Source organism: Streptomyces caelestis (assembly GCF_001279005.1).
In the GTDB taxonomy this organism is placed as follows: Bacteria; Actinomycetota; Actinomycetes; order Streptomycetales; family Streptomycetaceae; genus Streptomyces; species Streptomyces heliomycini.
Window position 1 is genome coordinate 1 of the sequence record NZ_LGCN01000233.1, and the last position, 15,393, is coordinate 15,393.

Genomic DNA, 15,393 nt, shown 5'->3' on the forward strand with positions numbered 1-15,393 from the left:
TGCGGCGCGGCTCCAGCTCCCCGGCCCGCAGCGCCTTGCGCTGCTGATGCACCCACCTGCCCAGCGGAAAGGACTTCGTCGCCCCGACCTGTACCTCGGTGTCGTACGGGATGGCGTAGAGGCCCGTGATGCCGTTTCCTTCCCGCCGGCGGAGCAGGGCTTGGTAGCCCTCGAGCCAGACCAGGGACTCGGGCCGGTAGACCCGGGTGCGCAGGAACGCCGCGATGGTCGCTGGGTCGCGCGATGTGGAGAAGCGCAGCAGGGCCGACCCGGACGCGGCGTCGACGCTGTCGTGCTCCTGGCCCTCGCCCACCTCGCCGTCGGCTCTGACGATCCGCCCGTCCCCATCGCGCCGGACGTGGACCTTGCGCTGCCCACTGTTGAGGGCCCGGGAGGCAAGCTGCTCGAGCAGCCGCTCGTCGTGGGAGCGCAGGCCTTTTATCTAGGGGTGGTTCGAGTGTGAGCGATGTTTGTTTGGGTTGTCACCTGCGGGAATGGTTGCGTGACGATCTCGGGGTGAGGGCGGGGGAGTGGTGGTTGCGTTCGGCACGTGGAACGTATCTACACAGGGAACGGGCTGTCTCTCCAGCAACCGGGATGACCCGGTGGGTGGTGGTCGATTCACGGACTTACAGTCTGCAGACCGAGGCGGTGGCCTATCTTGCTTCGCTGCGGGCTCGGGACTGCTCGCCGAACACCGAGCGGGTCTACGTCGGCAGAGTCGCCCTCTACCTGAACTACTGCCTGATGCGGCGGCTGAACTGGATGACGCCGGACTTCCTCGGGCTTGCCGGGCTGCAGCAATGGCTCGTCGAGGCGCCCTTGCCGTCCCGCAGCAGTAGGGCCCAGCCGGGGCCAGCTCGGTTCCGTTCCCGGGCGACGGCGAACGCGGTGATGACAGCGGTGGCGGAGTTCCTCCGCTTCGGTGCTACGCACGGCTGGGTGCCGGCCTCCACGACCGCCTTGCTGTCGGAGCCGAAGCTGCTGCGCTTCACTCCACCCGGCTACGACACGGCGAGTTCGGCCAGCGGCGAGAGGCACAGGCGGCCTCGTTCCGGTTCAGGATCGCTGAGCCGGGTTACGAAGACCTCAGCGACGAGCAGATCCGCCACATGATCGCCATCGCCTTGAGAGCGCGGGACCGCTTCCTGATCGTGCTGCTGGCCTGTACCGGTCTGCGGATCGGCGAGGCGCTCGGTCTGCACCGCGGCGATATGCACCTGCTGGCCTCCTCGCGCGCGGTGGGCTGTGGGGTCAAGGGCCCTCACGTGCATGTCCGCCGCCGCACCGACAACCCCTGGGGCTGCCCGTACGTGCAGCGCGACGAACAGCGCAACCCCGAGGTGGACACCGGCACCGACCGCCAGGACCTGGAGAAGGGCGTCGACTCCGTCCACGACCTCTCCCTCGCCTGGTACTACACCGGCGACAGCCGCTGCGCCCGCAAGGCGTCCCAGGTCCTGCGCACCTGGTTCCTGGACCCGGCCACCCCGATGAACCCCCGCCTGGACCACGCGCAGTTCATCCCCTGCCGGTACGACGGCCGGGCCATCGGCATCATCGACTTCTCCCAGTCGTACACCGGCGTCCTCGACGCGATCGCCCTCCTGGACACCGGCGCCCCCGGCTGGTCCGCCGGGGACCGTGCCGCGATGACCCGGTGGAACGAGGACTTCCTGCGCTGGCTGCATGACAGCGACTTCGGCCACCAGGAGAGCGCCGCCACCGACAACCACGGCACCTTCTACGACATGCAGCTCGCGGCCCTCACGTACGCGACGGCGACGAGGACCTGGCACGCCGTACCGTCGTCCGGCAGGCGGCGACCACACGCATCATCCCGCAGATCGCCGCCGACGGCAGCCAGCCCCAGGAGCTGGCCCGCACCCGGAGCTGGCACTACTCCGCCTTCACCCTGGTCGCCCACGCCCGGCTGGCCGCGATCGGCCAGCACGTGGGCGTGGACCTGTGGGGCTACGAGGGCCCGGGCGGACAGAGCCTGTTCCAGGCCGTCGACTACCTGCTCCCCGCCGCCACCGGGGCCGCCGCCTGGCCGCACCCGGAGCTGGAGTTCCACCGCTACGCCGCGACCGACGTCGTCCACGCAGCCGCCGACGCGGGAGACAGCCGGGCCCGTAAGGCCCTCGCTTCCTGGGAAGCGCCGCCGGGAGGCGACCTGCGGCTGCTGCGCCCGGCGCCGGAGCAGCTGGACTCGATCGCCGGATGAGCGTCGGGGCCCGCCGTCCGGGCCCCGAACCTCGTCACTGGCTGCGCACCACCACACCGTCCAGCAACGCCCGCAGATCGCGGGCCGGCCGGGCGGGAGCCCGGATCCGGTCGAGCTCCGACAGCGCCGAGGCCCTGCACCGCCGCGCCACGGCGAGCGCCGCCGCGCGTCCCCCCGCTTCCTCGGCCAGCTCCGCCGCCCTGGCCACGTCCCCGTCCGCTTCGAGCAGAGCGGCGAGACGACGGGCGGCGGGGCTGCCGCTCTCCAGGGCGGACACCACCGGCAGGGTCTTCTTCCGCTCGCGCAGGTCCCCGTGCACCGGCTTGCCGGTGACGGCGGGATCGCCCCACGTGCCCAGCACGTCGTCCGCGACCTGGAAGGCGACCCCCGCCTGCCGGCCGGCCCGGTCGAGGCCGGCCACCACGGCGGGGGACGCGCCGGCGATCAGCGCCCCCAGGGCCAGCGAACAGCCCAGCAGCGAACCGGTCTTGCCCTCGGCCATGCGCCGGTACTCCGTGCTCCGCACGCGGCGTGGCCCGGTCCACGGGCGCCCCGCGAACAGCAGGTCGTCGGCCTGTCCGCGCACCAGGTCGCCCAGCGCCGCCGACAGCAGCCGTACGCCCTCGATCCCGCCGACGGACGTGGCGAGGGTGTCGACGGCGAGCGCGAAGAGGGCGTCGCCGGCGAGGACGGCGGGGCCGGTCCCGTACGCCCGCCAGACGGCGGGACGGCCCCGCCGCACCGGGTCGCCGTCCATGATGTCGTCGTGCAGGAGCGAGAAGGTGTGCACCAGTTCCACCGCGACGGCGGCGGGCACCCCTGTCTCCGGGGGCGCTCCGGCGATCTCCGCACCGAGCACGGCCAGTGCCTGCCGTAGGCCCTTGCCACCGGGGGCGGTGACCGGCGCGCCGCCCACGTCGCACCAGCCGAAGGAGTAGGCGGCCATCTCACCGACCCAGGGGTGCAGTCGGCCGACGGCCTCCCGCAACGCCGGCCGGGTCAACCGCGCGCACCGGTCGACGATCTGGGCCGGTGCCGCCGGTACGGCCGTCACCGTCACGCGGAGACCTCCCCGTCCGGGACGAACTCCGCCTGGGCCCGGGCGACCATCTCCCGGGCGTGCCGCAGTCCGATCCGCTCGGTCAGACGGGCGAGTTCGGCGAGTTCGGCCGCCGTCGCGGCGCGGTCACAGCCCAGTCGGGCCAGTGCCTTGGCCAGCCCGAGCCGGGCCAGCGTCTCACCGCGCGGCTCGGTCATCTCACGGAACTCCGCCAGCGCGTCCCGGTACAGGTCACGCGCCTCGGCGTAGCGCCCGGCGCGGTAGAGGACGTTGCCCCGCATCTTGAGGTTGTAGGCGAGAGCGCTCTTCAGTTTCATCTCCCTGCACGTGGCCTCGGCCTGCGACAGCAGGGACAGGGCCCGCTCGGTGTCGCCGTCGCGCACGGAGACGACGTCGGCGAGGCCGCGCAGGGCCCAGGCGTGCCCGCGCCGGTCGTCGGCGCGGGCGGATATCTCGGCCGCCTCGGCGAACAGTGCGTGGGCGCTGTCGTACTGGCCGGTGTTGCGCCGCATCTGGGCGATGCCCTCCAGCGCCCAGACGGTGTGGCGGGCCTCCCCGCGCTTGCGGGCCTCGTCGAGCAGTTGCTCGTGCAGCCGGCCCACGGCCTCGTAGTCCCCCTGGATGCGGCCGGTCTCGGCGAGACCCGCCAGCGAGTACCCGCGGACGACGACGTCCCCCGCCTGCTCGCCGAGCCCGGCGGCGAGTGCGAGCAGCCGGCGGGCCAGCGGGAACGCGCCTCGTTGGCGGGCCAGGGTGCCGCCGCTCCAGAGCGCCCAGGCCATGCCCGCGAGGTCTCCGGCCTCCCGGGCCGTGCGGTAACTCGCCTTCCAGGCCCGCTCGGCCTCGTGTACCTGCCCGAGGCGCCGGTGCGCTTCGGCGACCGCCAGGCCCGTGCGCGCCGCCTCGGCGGTCCGTCCGGCCCGTACGGCCTCCTGCATCTGCTCGGTGCCGGCCGCGAGCACGTCCGCCAGCGGTGCGTTGACGGACAGGGTGGTGAGGGCGCCCTGGTACTCCGGGGCGAATGCCTTGCCGTACATCGAAGCCTTTCCGTTCGGTGGCCCGGACCCCTCTGTACGCACATCACGTATACGTCGGGTGTATAGTCCGGCGGCCGTCAGCCCTTCTGCTGAAGGAGGGGAGAGAGGGCTGCGGCCCGTTCGTCGTCCGTCAAGACGGAGGATCTCGGTCCGGGGTTGCCTCCGCTGATCGACGAAAGGCGCGACGACACCGAGCGCACACACCAGTCGGGCGGTGGGCCTCCTCCGCGAGCGAGGAGGCCCACCGCCCGCTGTCCTGCGTCAGCGGCTGCTCGTCGTCTCGATGTCGATGATGCGGTTGAAGTTTCCCCCGCGAACTGGACAGCGAGTGTTTACACTGCCGGGACGAGGTTCTGCCTGAGCAAGGATCTCGTTTCGAGCGGGGTGACGTACTCGTACTCGGGGTGCCGACGGAGTCGGCTGCGGTTGTACTCGGCCTCAACGTAGCGGAAAACGTCGGCCCGGGCGGCCTCGCGGGTCTCCCACATGGTCGTCCCGATCTCCGCTTTCAGGATGGCGAACCAGCTTTCCGCGGCGGCATTCTCGTAACAAGAGCCGACGCGCCCCATCGACTGCCGCATGCGCAACTTGCTTGTTTCGCTGCGGAATTCGTCACTCGTGTACTCGCTGCCGCGATCCGTATGCATGATGCAACCGTGCTCCAGGCCGCCGCGCCCGGCCGCCATCCGCAGGGCAGCGACCGGCAGCTCGGCGCGGTGGTGGTCGGCCATCGCCCAGCCGACCACCTCCCGCGTCGCGAGATCGATGCAGGTCGCCAGATACAACTTCCCTTCCAGCATGCTGAGTTCAGTTATGTCGCCGACGAGCCGCATCCCGGGCCGGGGCGCGGTGAAGTCCCGGCCGATCAGGTCGAGCGCGAACACCGCCCGCTTCGCCTGCCGGGTCAGACCCCGCCGTCGGCGGCGGGTGATCCCGGCGATCCGGTGCTTGCGCACCAGTTGCTCGATCTTCTTGGAGTTCACCACCCGTCCGGACCGCCGCAGGGCGGCGTGGATCCGCGGAGCCCCGTAGGCACCGCGAGATCCGGCGTGAAGCACCCGGATCTCGCCCACCGGCACTTCCTCGGCCCGCTCCCGCACCGTCCGGGCCGGCCGTGACGCCCTGTGCGCGTAGTAGGTGGAACGGGGCACTCCTGGGCGGTGTCTTCAAATGATCTTGCCAAGATGGCGCGGAAGCTGCGCATGATGCCTTGGTGGGACATCTTTCTGTCGACGTGCGCGCTTCGCTCCGGCTCTTCGCTTTCTACTTGGCGAACGGCACCCTCGACCTGGACCTGCTCGACGGGGTCGACTATCGCTCGACCGTTTTTCACTCCGGCTCCTCCTTGGAACAGGTCTTCGCGATCCATGGCAATGTGCTGCAAATCGACGCCGACGGCATGGTGCTGAATGACGGGGATGCGCAGTACCGGGTCGCGCAGTGGGTTCGAGCGTGCTGCGACCCGGGCTATCGGGTCGAGCCGCCCTTCGAGGACTGGGAGACGGAGCTCCATCTCTGATGACCCGCCGCTCACCGTCGGAACATCACGCCCACATCAGGAGCGACGCGAGAGCGACGGCTGCCTGGAAGGACTCCGCGGTCTTGTCGTAGCGAGTAGCGATGCCGCGCCACTGCTTCAGTCGATTGAAGCAGCGTTCCACCACGTTGCGCTGCCTGTAGCGCTGCTTGTCGAAGGCCGGTGGGCGCCCGCCGCGGCTGCCGCGCCGGAGCCGGTTCCGGACCTGGTCGGTCCGCTCGGGGATGGTGTGACCGATGCTGCGTCGTCGCAGCCAGGTTCGGATAGCCCGGGAACTGTAGCCTTTGTCGCCCAGCACGTGGGAGGGCCGCACTCGGTGCCGTCCCGGGCCGACACGGGGCACCCGTATCGCTTCCATCACCGCAGTGAACTGGGTGCAGTCATTGGTGTTGCCGCCCGTGAGCGTGAAAGCGAGCGGACGGCCGACACCGTCGCAGGCCAGATGGATTTTGCTGGTCAGGCCACCTCGGGAACGTCCGAGTGCGAGGCTGCGGAGCCCTCTTTTCGCGCCCCGGCGGCGTGCTGGTGGGCGCGGACGACGGTGGAGTCGACCGAAACGAGCCAGTCGATGTCCCCGGCCGCGTCCGCCCTGGCCTGGGCGGCCTGCAGCATCCGCTCGAACGTACCGTCCAGAGCCCACTGCCGGAATCGGGTGTGCAGCGTGGCCCACGGACCGTACCGTTCGGGCACATCCCGCCAGGCCACCCCCGTCCGGAACTTCCACACGATCCCGTTGAGCACCATGCGATCGTCCAGCCGCTTCCTGCCCCGCAACGACTTGGGCAGCAGCGGCCGGACGAACTCCCACTCGGCATCCGACAGTTCATGGCGACGTATCACCCGACCGTGATCCATCATTCAAGATCATTTGAAGACACCGCCTAGTGCTGTGACCGCGAAGGTTCACCGGGTTCGCTGGCCGCTGCGACCGCTGGACTGGTTGGATTACGGCCGACAATGAGGTGTTCGGTCCGGGGCGTGCAAGGTTCCCCCGCGATCCTGCGTCGGGAGGGCACATGCAGCGCGGCGAGGTCTGGTTGGCGGACTTTGACGAGCGGCGGCCGGTAGTACTGCTGTCAGGAGACGAAGCGTCCGGGTTCCGAGCGATGCAGGTCGTCGCTCCTGCGGGGGCCGAGATCAGCGGTGTGGCCGTCGAGGTGGCAGTGGGGGCGCCCGAGGGGCTTCCTCTCGAGGGCGTCCTTCGAGTGGCGCTGCCACGTCCCGGTCTTGTCCCGTGCACTTGGCTGGTCACGCTGGCTCAGGAGGATCTGACCGAGCAGGTGGGAGTTTTGTCGTCAGCGAAGCTCGGCGCGATCGAGGATGCCCTCCGTGCCGGTGGACTCGAGCAGGTGGCGCACTAGGCTGCTTGGTCAGGCAACGAGCGGGGGTCGGCCTCCCCAGCGAAGGCCCTTCTCGCTGCGGATGCGGGCGCGTTCCTTGCGCTGGGCGGCCAGGACGTCAGGGTGGCGGGCATTCTTGTTCCGCCAGCGCAGGTAGGCGTGCAGGGCCCGGGTCTGGATCGTGTGGTTCGGATGATGCGAGTTGGCCAGGGTGAACTGCCGCAGCGGCCCGAAGTGGGCCTCGATGGGGTTCGCCCAGGATGCGTAGGTCGGGGTGAAGCACAGTTCGACCTTGTTCTTTGCCGCCCACCTGCGGATTCTCCAGTTCAGGTGGGCGGAGAGGTTGTCGAGGATCACGTAGATGGGGCCGCCGTCCGGACGGGTGGCCCGGATCGATCGCAGGGCTGCCCAGGTGTGGTCGATGCCTTTGCGTCTGCGGTTGACGCCCCACAGTTTGTCGTCGCCGACCGAGTAGCAGCCGTGGAAGTAGGTGATCCCGTGAGTGCGGCGGAAGGTGGCCGGCAGCCGGTTCGGTTTGCCCTGCTTGGCCCAGCAGGATCCGGCGACGGGACGGATGCCGAGGGGGCCGAACCCGTCGAACGCGAACGTGCGGTCTGGTCTTTCGTTGATCGCGTACTCGATCCTGGCGGGCTTGGCGTCGAAGGCCTGGCCCGGGGGCTCCTTCCAGGTCTTCGTGCGCTGGAAGGAGATCCCCCGGCGGGCCAGCAGACAGCACAGGGCTTCCCGGCCGATCAGCACTGGCCGGGAGATGTTGCGCCGCAGGTGGTCGGCGAGCTTTCGGACCGACCAGCGGGTGAAGGGCTTGCCCAACAGGGTTGGGCGGGTGGTGGCCGTCTGGATGACGAAGTCCTCGTCGTCACGATCCAGCAGGCGGGGACGGCCTCCCGCCCACCGAGGATCCAGGCATGCGAGCCCGATCTCGTGGAAGCGGTGGATCACGTCGCGGACGGTGTCCTCGTCCGCCTGGACCAACCGCGCGATCACCGGGACCGTGCTGCCGCCGGCCGAGGCCAGCACCATCATCGTCCGCCGAAACCGCACCGAGCTGGTGCTGCCCCTCCGAACGATCTGCTGCAGCTTCTGCCCCTCCTGCTCGGTCAGCCCACGGACCCTGACCGGTAACACCATCCCGCCTCCCCATGCCAGTCGAAGTCGTCACATCCGACCAGCACAACGAGCAACCCGGCAAACGTTCCCGGGCACAGCACTAGTAGGACTCCGTTGGGTTGCTCTGGTTCTTGGGTCTGGGCTGGTGGCGGATGTTCTTGGCAGGGGGCGGTGGCAGGTGGTGCAGGTGCCGGTCCAGCAGTTCAGCAGGTCCTGGAGGATGTCGAGGATCTGGTAGAGGGTGAGTCCGCTGTAGCGGCTTTTGGGGCCAGTCGCTGTTCGGTGAGGAATGCGTGGGCGGCGGTGACCAGGGTGGCGTGGTGGTGCCATCCGGCCCAGGAACGTCCCTCGAAGTGGTCCAGGCCGAGGCCGTGCTTGAGTTCGCGGTAGTCGTGTTCGATGCGCCGGCGGACCTTGGCCAGGCGGACCAGTTCGGCGATCGGGGTGTCGGCGGGCAGGCTGGACAGCCAGTAGTCGATGGGTGCTTCGGCGCCTTCGGGCCATTGGGCCAGCAGCGTGACCTCGGGCAGGACACCGTCCCAGGGGCCGTGTTCGGCGGTGGCGGCGGCCTGAGCCAGGCGGCGGGACCGGACCCCGGCCGGCCGCACCCGCAGTGCCAGGAACTGCGAGCGCATCGGCCCGCGGGAGCCTTCACGCCAGCTCACCTCGGTGAACGCCTGCCGCCCGTGACCTGTGGCCAGAGCGGACACAGAAGACGGCTTGTCCCGGTAGCGGGGCTGCGGCCTGCGCCCGTTGCCGGACCACGCCGGGACGGTGGGCTGCGCGTGGTGCGGGTGCACGGTCACGTCCGAACGGACGGCCACGACACAGCCGATGCCCCGCTGGTCCAGGCCGTCGCGGAAGTCGGCGTTCTGCCCGTAGCCGGCGTCGGCCACCACCACCGGCGGCACCAGACCCCACCCGGCCGGCTCGTCGAAGGTGTCCAGGGCCAGGCGCCGCTTCTCCCGGTGCCCGACCTCATCGGGCACCCGGCAGCGGCGCCGGCGTTCGGCGTCGCCGTCCCACTCCCTGGGCAGGAACAGCCGCCACTGAAGCGGCACGGAAGCGGCATCGGTGACCGCGTGCACGCTGACCGCCACCTGACAGTTCGCCTGCTTGCCCAACGCCCCGCAGTACTGGTGCGCGACAGCGACCGACATCCGGCCGTCCTTAGGAAACGACACGTCGTCGACCGCCCAGGCATCCGGGCCGATCAGCGGCACCATCCGCTGCGCGATCCGCCGCCGGACCGGCACCGGATCCCGGGTCGACTGGTTCACGAACTGCTGCAGGTTCTGCTCGTTGCCGTCCGGCAGCCGAGCGGCCATGGCCTGGAAGGACTTGCGCCGCCCGTCCACCATCAGCCCCCGCAGGTAGCAGTCGCCCTTGGCCCGCTGGTCCTTGTGCGGCACCGACGCGAACACATCAGCCACGAGTAACGCCGACTTCGCCCGAGCACGGTTCACTTCATGTGCGTCCACACACCCACCATGCCGCTGAACACCACCGACAGAAAGACCTAACGGAGTCCTACTAGCTCACTTCTCGGACTCTGCCGCACATTCGGTGGTGACGATAAGTTGGGGCAGGGCCGTTGATGGGATGCGCCTGCCAGAACAAGAAGTTCGAGGTGGTCACGACCACCGTGGACCTGCGGACGTAGCAGTTTAGGGAGGAGACCGTCTTCTCTTCGCAGCACAAGACCGTCGCCGACAACGTCGTCAAGCGGTACCCGTCAGCACCGTCCGCGAGCATGACCCGAAGAAGTAGGGCGCCCACCGCCTTGCGCTGGACCGGAGCCACCGCGCGCGAAGGTCCCCCGGCCGCAGCCGGGGGACCTCGCTCGTTCTCAGGGCCAGCCGAGTGCCACCCCCCTCCTTCCTAATGTGGCGCAGCGCCACCGCCGATGCGACAGCGGTGCAGAACGCCTGAGTGACGGCGCTCCCGTGGTCCGGCGAAAGGACCGGCGCGATCCCGATCACGCCCAGGCCGACGAGGATGACCTTCCCGACACACGATCCGCTGTCCGGCACGTCGTTCACCTCGTGTACATGCGAGGTCGGGGTTACCGGTCGGTCGGTGGCTGCCGTGCCGACACGAAGAGGGCCCACTCTCTCGCAGGACCACTCACCCCCTCTCAGAGGAGATCCGCGTGACTCGCTCCACGAGTGCCCGGTCGGCCGTGCTGGCCGTGATCACGGCCCTCACAGCGGCGGCCCTGGCCATGCCGGCACAGGCCGAGGGGCGCCACCGCGTCTCCGGCGATTCACTGCCGTCCATTACCCCCCGCGCGGAGACGCCGGTGCTGCACGACGACGACGAAGGCGGCAACGCCGACGCGGACGACCCCGCCATCTGGCGCAACGCCGCAGTCCCTGACCGCAGCCTTGTCGTCGCCACCGCCAAGGAGGGCGGTCTGCGCGTCTACGACCTGGACGCGCGACTGGTGCAGTCGATAGCCGCGCCTCCCGCCGTGGGCGAGGACGACGCCCCGGGCCGGTTCAACAACGTGGACCTCCTCCATGGACTGCGGCTCTCCTCGGGGAAGGCCGACCTGGCCGTCACCAGCGACCGTGGCCACGACCGACTGCGTTTCTACCGAATCGACCGCGCCCGCGCCGGCGGTCCGCTGACAGACGTCACCGACCCCGCCTCGCCGCCCGTGTTCTCCCAGGACCAGGCCGAGATCAACGACCAGCGGACCGCCTACGGCCTGGCGACCTGGACGGACCCGGCGACCGGGAAGTCCTACGCCCTGGTCAGCCGCCGCGAGCGCACCAGCATCGCTCTCCTGGAACTGCTGCCGGCCGCAGGCGGCAAGGTCACGTACCGCAAGATCCGCACCCTGGACCTCCCCTCCACCTTCCGGCTGCCCGACGGTACCTCGTGGTCCCCGTGCGGCGAGCCCGGTGAGCTGCCGCAGGTCGAAGGCATGGTCGTCGACCCGACCAACGGCATGCTCTACGCCGGCCAGGAGGACATCGGCATCTGGCGCCTGCGCGCCGACCTCACCGGCACGCCGAAACTGATCGACAAGGTCCGCGAGTACGGTATTCCCGGCGCCTACGACGAGGAGACCGAGGAGTGCACACCGGGCGCCGACCCCGGCTACGGCGGCACGAAGATCTCCGCAGACGTCGAGGGCCTGACGCTGCTCACCGAGTCCGACGGCGACGGCTACCTCCTCGTCTCCAGCCAGGGCGACAACACCTTCGCCGCCTACGACCGAGAGCTGGAGGACGCCAACGAGTACGAGGGCGGCTTCCAGGTCACGGCCGCGAGCAACACCCTCGACGGCTCCGAGGAGTGCGACGGTGCCGCGGTCCTGAACGCCCCGCTCGGTTCCAAGTACCCGAACGGCCTCCTCGTCGTCCAGGACGGACACGACGTCCCCGGCGACGGCGACCGGGACGCGACCAACTTCAAGTTCGTCGACCTCGACAAGGTCATGGACGCCCTCGACGACTGACCCTCACCCGGCGGCCCGCCCGGCTTCCGCCCGGGCGGCCCGCCACCCATGACCTGCACGAGCCTCCCGCCGTCCACGAAGGCGATCAGCGTGAGCGACGTACGGGCGTGGGCTACGACGCCGACCCGTGCGCGGACCACACGAGTTCCGGGTCGTCAACCCACCGACCCCACCACGCGCTCCATCGCACCCGGGGCCGCAAGGCCTTCATTCATTCTTGCCCGCGCCTGCTTCGTGTGCCGCTCGAAAGTCATCGTGAGGTTCCCCCGCTGTGCGGGGGTGGCTGACTAGCTGGTCAGGGAGGTTTGACGTGGCTTCAGGTTCACTTGTTCGGTCGGTGCCTGGATGGCGTAGTGCTTCTCCTCGTACTCGATCGGGCCGAGGTAGCCGAGCCGTTTCTGGATGCGGCGGGGGTTGTGGAAGCCGTCGATGTACTCGAAGAGCGTGAAGTTCGCTTCGGCCCGGGTGGCGAAGGTGCGGCCGCGGATGCACTCGGTCTTGGCGACCATCCACAGGTTCTCCGCCAGGGCGTTGTCGTACGAGTCGCCGACCGAGCCCATGGACGCCTGGATCCCGGCTCTGATCAGACGTGTTGTGAGCTTCACGGACGTGTACTGACAGCCGTGGTCGGCGTGGTGAATGAGCTCGCCGGGGGCGACTTCGCGGCTGGCCAGGGCATATTCCAGCCTGGTCAGGACCTCGGCGTCCGCGCGGGCGGAGGCTTCCCAGGCCACCACCCGGCGGGAGAACGCGTCGCGGATCGCGGACAGCCACAGCGGGCCCTCCTCGGTCGCGATCATGGTCAGGTCGGTGACCCACAGCCGGTTCGGCACGTTCGCGGTGAAGTCGCGCCTGACCAGGTCAGGGCCCAGTTCCGCGTCCGGATCGCGGCGGGTGAAGCCCTTGCCCCGCCGGGACTGATCCCGGCCAGGGCGGCCTGGCACATGAGCCGTTCAACGCGTTTGCGGCCGACGTGGACGCCTTCGCGCTTCAGGACGGCGTGCACGCGGGGCGAGCCGTAGATGCCGCCGGAGGCGGTGTGGATCTGCTGGATCCGCCCGGCCAGCTCGGTGTCCCGGCGGCGCCGTTCGCACGGCTCCTTCTCCGCCCGGCGCCACCGGTAGTAGGTGGAGGAGGAGATGTGCAGTTCCCGGAGGGTGGGCTCGACCTCCAGGTGTTCGTGCTCGTCGAGGAGCGCGGTCACCTGGGCCGGGCCGGGTCGAGCTGTGCCGCGAAAAAAGCCGAGGCCGTCCGCAGGATCTCGTTCGACCGCTTGAGCTGGGTGTTCTCCTTGCGCAGCGCGGCCAGCTCGGTGCGTTCGTCGTTGGTGAGCAGGTCGTCGCGTTCGCCGGCGTCGGCCTCGGCCTGGCGGATCCAGCCGCGCAGGGCCTCGTGATGCACACCGATCTCCTCGGCCATGCGGCGGATCACGGGCTTCGGCTCCGCGGTGCGGCACATCCGCACCGCACGCTCACGCAACTCCAGCGGGTACTTCCTCGGGGCAGGCATCAGCAGGGTTCCTCTCTGAGAGTCCTAACTGACCTGCTGTCACTACTCCCCGCATCTCGGGGGAACCTCAGTCCCTGCGCCCGGTGGCCGGCCGCCGGGCCCGGATCTCGGTGCCGTCGATGATTCCGGTCGTCGCGCTGCTGCCGAGGTGGTCGACGACCTCGGCCAGGGTCCACAGCCGCACACCGGGACTGACGGCGCAGCCGCGCTCGGCGAGCAAGGGGCCGCACCTCGCCGACGGCGCGAGTGATGGTGGAGCGGTCCACCCCGAACCAGCAGGCCGGCCCCGCTGACCCGCTCCGCAGGAGCCGGCGGAGATGGTCCGCCGCGCGGGGCTGGCCTGCCCTTGAAGCGTTGCGACGTCCTGGCCTACCGGGTCGCCGACTTCGCCCGGCGCTGGGACGGCAGCGCCAACTGGTCCACCGTCGCGGTGGTCGACCTGAACTCCGCCTGTGCCGTCGCCCGCGAGTGGGCCGGCGCCCCGCAGAGCCCGTGCCCTGGCCAGTGAGTGGCCCCGGCCGGGGCAGGGCACAGCCACGGCCGGGCCGGACGCCGTACCGGTCCTTGTCAGTGACGCAGATCACGGCAGGAGGAAAACCTGTCGGCCCTGCCGGGCGTCTGGGAGGTGTGATGCGAGATAGGAGAGCGCTCGACGGGATGGACGAGGAGCGCCTCGTCCGCCTGGTGGCCAAGGGCGACCGCGGCGCGTTCGAGGAGCTGTACCGGCGCACGTCGCCATGGATGGCGGTGCGGTTGCGCCGCCGCTGCTCCGACGAGCAGATCGTCGCCGAGGTGATGCAGGAGACGTATCTGGCGGTGTGGCGCGCCGCGGGCGCGTTCGCCGGCAGTGCGGCGGGCGGCACGGCCGTCGGATGGCTGTGGACGATCGCGGCGCGCCGCCTTGTCGACGCCTTCCGGCGCCGGGCCCACCATGCCGAGCCGCCGCCGGCCGCGGCCGCGCAGCTGATGGCGCCTGCAGCCGAGGAAGAGGCGCTCGCGGCGGGCGTCGGCGATGACGTCGGCGACGCGCTGCGCCGCCTGGCGCCGGAACTCAGAGAGGTACTGCAGGCCACGGTGCTCGACGGGCTGTCCGTCCGGGAGACCGCCGTCCTGCTCGGGCTGCCCGAGGGCACGGTCAAGACCCGTGCCCGCCGGGCCCGGATCGCGATGCGGAAGGCGCTGACATGAACGCAGAGAGCGCGGGTCGCGCGGAGCACGCGTCGGTGGAGCTGATCGGCGCATACGCGCGCGGCGACACGGACATCGCCGCCGACGAGATGTGGGCGTTGGAGGCGCACCTGGAGGCGTGCGGCGTGTGCCGCGCGCGGCTCGCGGACGCTGTGGACTGCGGGGTACCCGCCGTCGCCTCGCTGGTCGAGGCCGTCTGGTCCGGCCTGGAACCGGAGCTGGGCACGGCTGCCGCGGCACCGGCGCGGCGCCGGCGGCGCCAGCCGGTGTGGCTGTCGGCGTGGCTGACGCCGGTCATGGCCCCGTGGCTGGCCATGACCGTGGGCGTGGTGCTCATCGCGATGGCGTTGGACGTGACCGAGCCCGCCGGCTTCGGCGAGGGGGTCTCGCTGCTGCTGCTGCTCGCCCCGGTGCTGCCGCTCCTGGGCGTCGCCGCGTCCTGGTCGCGGGCGCTCGATCCGGCGTACGAGCTGACGGCGGCGGCCCCGCGAGCCGGGCTGTACCTGGTGCTGCGGCGCACCGCGTCCGTGCTGGCCGTGGTCGTTCCTGTCCTGCTGCTCGCCGGCTGGCCCGCAGGCGTGTCGGCCGCGCAGTGGCTGCTGCCCTGCCTCGCGCTGACTTCCGCCTCCCTGGCGCTCGGCGGTGTCTTCGGAGTCGCCCGCGCCGCGCTCGGGCTGGCCGCTGTGTGGGCGGCCGGGGTCATGGCGCCGTCCCTGGTCACCCGCAGCGAGTCCGCCGCCCTGGACGCCAGCGGCCTGCCCGTGTGGGGCCTGCTCCTGGCGCTCGGCACCGGCGTCGTGATCGCCCGCCGGGGCGCGTACACCGCAGTACCCCGGCTCTTCCGATAAGCACCCTGACCGCCTCGACCACCCTGACGACCCTGACCACTCGAAAGGAA

The 15,393-nt window shown here is 70.6% G+C and carries 18 protein-coding genes and 2 pseudogenes; 8 read left to right on the top strand and 12 right to left on the bottom strand.

What is annotated here, in order from left to right; genetic code table 11:
* Positions 1-442, bottom strand: a pseudogene (locus ADK41_RS30475) (helicase associated domain-containing protein); the annotation flags it as partial.
* A 167-nt stretch (positions 443-609) separates the two neighbouring features.
* On the opposite strand from ADK41_RS30475, the gene ADK41_RS41845 reads away from it, so the two are divergent.
* Entirely contained in the window at positions 610-1,116 is a 507-nt protein-coding gene (locus ADK41_RS41845; protein WP_158717723.1) for a hypothetical protein, read from the top strand.
* On the opposite strand, the gene ADK41_RS43545 is transcribed toward ADK41_RS41845, so the two are convergent.
* Entirely contained in the window at positions 1,005-1,397 is a 393-nt protein-coding gene (locus ADK41_RS43545) for a hypothetical protein (protein ID WP_167353497.1), read from the bottom strand. The two genes, ADK41_RS41845 and ADK41_RS43545, sit on opposite strands and share 112 nt — an antisense overlap.
* Between ADK41_RS43545 and ADK41_RS30485 the strand changes: the two are divergent.
* Positions 1,290-2,227: pseudogene (locus tag ADK41_RS30485) on the top strand (alginate lyase family protein); the annotation flags it as partial. The gene ADK41_RS43545 and the pseudogene ADK41_RS30485 overlap by 108 nt on opposite strands.
* A 34-nt stretch (positions 2,228-2,261) precedes the next feature.
* Here the strand turns inward: ADK41_RS30485 and ADK41_RS30490 are convergent.
* The 3 genes from ADK41_RS30490 to ADK41_RS30500 form a co-directional block, all read right to left on the bottom strand.
* Positions 2,262-3,281 carry a polyprenyl synthetase family protein gene (locus tag ADK41_RS30490; RefSeq protein ID WP_030835747.1) on the bottom strand — a complete coding sequence of 340 codons (1,020 nt, stop codon included), beginning with the start codon at positions 3,279-3,281 and terminating at the stop codon, positions 2,262-2,264.
* Between the two features lie 2 nt (positions 3,282-3,283).
* The gene (locus ADK41_RS30495; protein ID WP_030835750.1) at positions 3,284-4,324 is read right to left on the bottom strand and encodes a tetratricopeptide repeat protein; all 1,041 of its coding nucleotides are present in this window, start codon (positions 4,322-4,324) and stop codon (positions 3,284-3,286) included.
* A 332-nt stretch (positions 4,325-4,656) separates the two neighbouring features.
* Positions 4,657-5,475, bottom strand: coding sequence for an IS3 family transposase (locus tag ADK41_RS30500; RefSeq protein WP_051843604.1), 819 nt, complete (start codon positions 5,473-5,475; stop codon positions 4,657-4,659).
* Between the two features lie 62 nt (positions 5,476-5,537).
* Between ADK41_RS30500 and ADK41_RS30505 the strand changes: the two genes are divergently transcribed.
* A complete protein-coding gene (locus ADK41_RS30505; protein WP_030835756.1) occupies positions 5,538-5,843 on the top strand; it encodes a DUF7677 family protein in 306 nt (101 codons plus the stop codon).
* Positions 5,844-5,868: 25 nt separating this feature from the next.
* Here ADK41_RS30505 and ADK41_RS40010 read toward each other — a convergent pair.
* Positions 5,869-6,698, bottom strand: a protein-coding gene (locus ADK41_RS40010) for an IS5 family transposase (protein ID WP_380956560.1) whose coding sequence is annotated in 2 segments (ribosomal slippage) — positions 5,869-6,345 and positions 6,348-6,698 — 828 coding nt in all. Because the reading frame shifts where the segments join, the coding sequence is not laid out codon by codon here.
* 179 nt (positions 6,699-6,877) lie between these two features.
* On the opposite strand from ADK41_RS40010, the gene ADK41_RS30520 reads away from it, so the two are divergent.
* Positions 6,878-7,222, top strand: a complete 345-nt coding sequence (locus tag ADK41_RS30520) for a type II toxin-antitoxin system PemK/MazF family toxin (RefSeq protein WP_030835765.1) — start codon at positions 6,878-6,880, stop codon at positions 7,220-7,222.
* Between the two features lie 9 nt (positions 7,223-7,231).
* Here ADK41_RS30520 and ADK41_RS30525 read toward each other — a convergent pair whose 3' ends face one another.
* Both ADK41_RS30525 and ADK41_RS30530 read right to left on the bottom strand, forming a co-directional pair.
* On the bottom strand, positions 7,232-8,350 hold the full coding sequence (locus ADK41_RS30525; RefSeq protein WP_030835768.1) for an IS630 family transposase: 1,119 nt from the start codon (positions 8,348-8,350) through the stop codon (positions 7,232-7,234).
* 182 nt (positions 8,351-8,532) lie between these two features.
* Entirely contained in the window at positions 8,533-9,810 is a 1,278-nt protein-coding gene (locus tag ADK41_RS30530; RefSeq protein ID WP_030835771.1) for an IS701 family transposase, read from the bottom strand.
* Positions 9,811-10,481: 671 nt separating this feature from the next.
* Between ADK41_RS30530 and ADK41_RS30540 the strand changes: the two genes are divergently transcribed.
* Complete coding sequence (locus ADK41_RS30540; protein ID WP_030835776.1) at positions 10,482-11,798, top strand: phytase; 1,317 nt, start codon at positions 10,482-10,484, stop codon at positions 11,796-11,798.
* A gap of 287 nt (positions 11,799-12,085) precedes the next feature.
* Here ADK41_RS30540 and ADK41_RS30545 read toward each other — a convergent pair whose 3' ends face one another.
* The 4 genes from ADK41_RS30545 to ADK41_RS40015 all read right to left on the bottom strand — a co-directional run bounded on the left by ADK41_RS30545 (position 12,086) and on the right by ADK41_RS40015 (position 13,527).
* On the bottom strand, positions 12,086-12,670 hold the full coding sequence (locus ADK41_RS30545) for an IS3 family transposase (protein WP_234319132.1): 585 nt from the start codon (positions 12,668-12,670) through the stop codon (positions 12,086-12,088).
* On the bottom strand, positions 12,601-13,002 hold the full coding sequence (locus ADK41_RS41250; protein ID WP_106979601.1) for an IS3 family transposase: 402 nt from the start codon (positions 13,000-13,002) through the stop codon (positions 12,601-12,603). Before ADK41_RS41250 ends, ADK41_RS30545 begins: the two co-directional genes overlap by 70 nt.
* Complete coding sequence (locus ADK41_RS30550; RefSeq protein WP_030835779.1) at positions 12,999-13,307, bottom strand: transposase; 309 nt, start codon at positions 13,305-13,307, stop codon at positions 12,999-13,001. The genes ADK41_RS41250 and ADK41_RS30550 overlap by 4 nt, the downstream gene beginning before the upstream one ends.
* Positions 13,308-13,374: 67 nt before the next feature.
* Complete coding sequence (locus ADK41_RS40015; protein ID WP_234319119.1) at positions 13,375-13,527, bottom strand: hypothetical protein; 153 nt, start codon at positions 13,525-13,527, stop codon at positions 13,375-13,377.
* A gap of 126 nt (positions 13,528-13,653) precedes the next feature.
* On the opposite strand from ADK41_RS40015, the gene ADK41_RS42280 reads away from it, so the two are divergent.
* From ADK41_RS42280 to ADK41_RS30560, 3 genes are all read left to right on the top strand, one after another.
* Positions 13,654-13,815 (top strand): hypothetical protein, encoded by a 162-nt coding sequence (locus ADK41_RS42280; protein WP_167353499.1) that lies wholly within the window; start codon positions 13,654-13,656, stop codon positions 13,813-13,815.
* Between the two features lie 122 nt (positions 13,816-13,937).
* Positions 13,938-14,495 carry an RNA polymerase sigma factor gene (locus ADK41_RS30555; protein ID WP_030835782.1) on the top strand — a complete coding sequence of 186 codons (558 nt, stop codon included), beginning with the start codon at positions 13,938-13,940 and terminating at the stop codon, positions 14,493-14,495.
* Positions 14,492-15,343, top strand: coding sequence for a zf-HC2 domain-containing protein (locus ADK41_RS30560; protein WP_030835785.1), 852 nt, complete (start codon positions 14,492-14,494; stop codon positions 15,341-15,343). Before ADK41_RS30555 ends, ADK41_RS30560 begins: the two co-directional genes overlap by 4 nt.
* Positions 15,344-15,393: the final 50 nt, after the last annotated feature.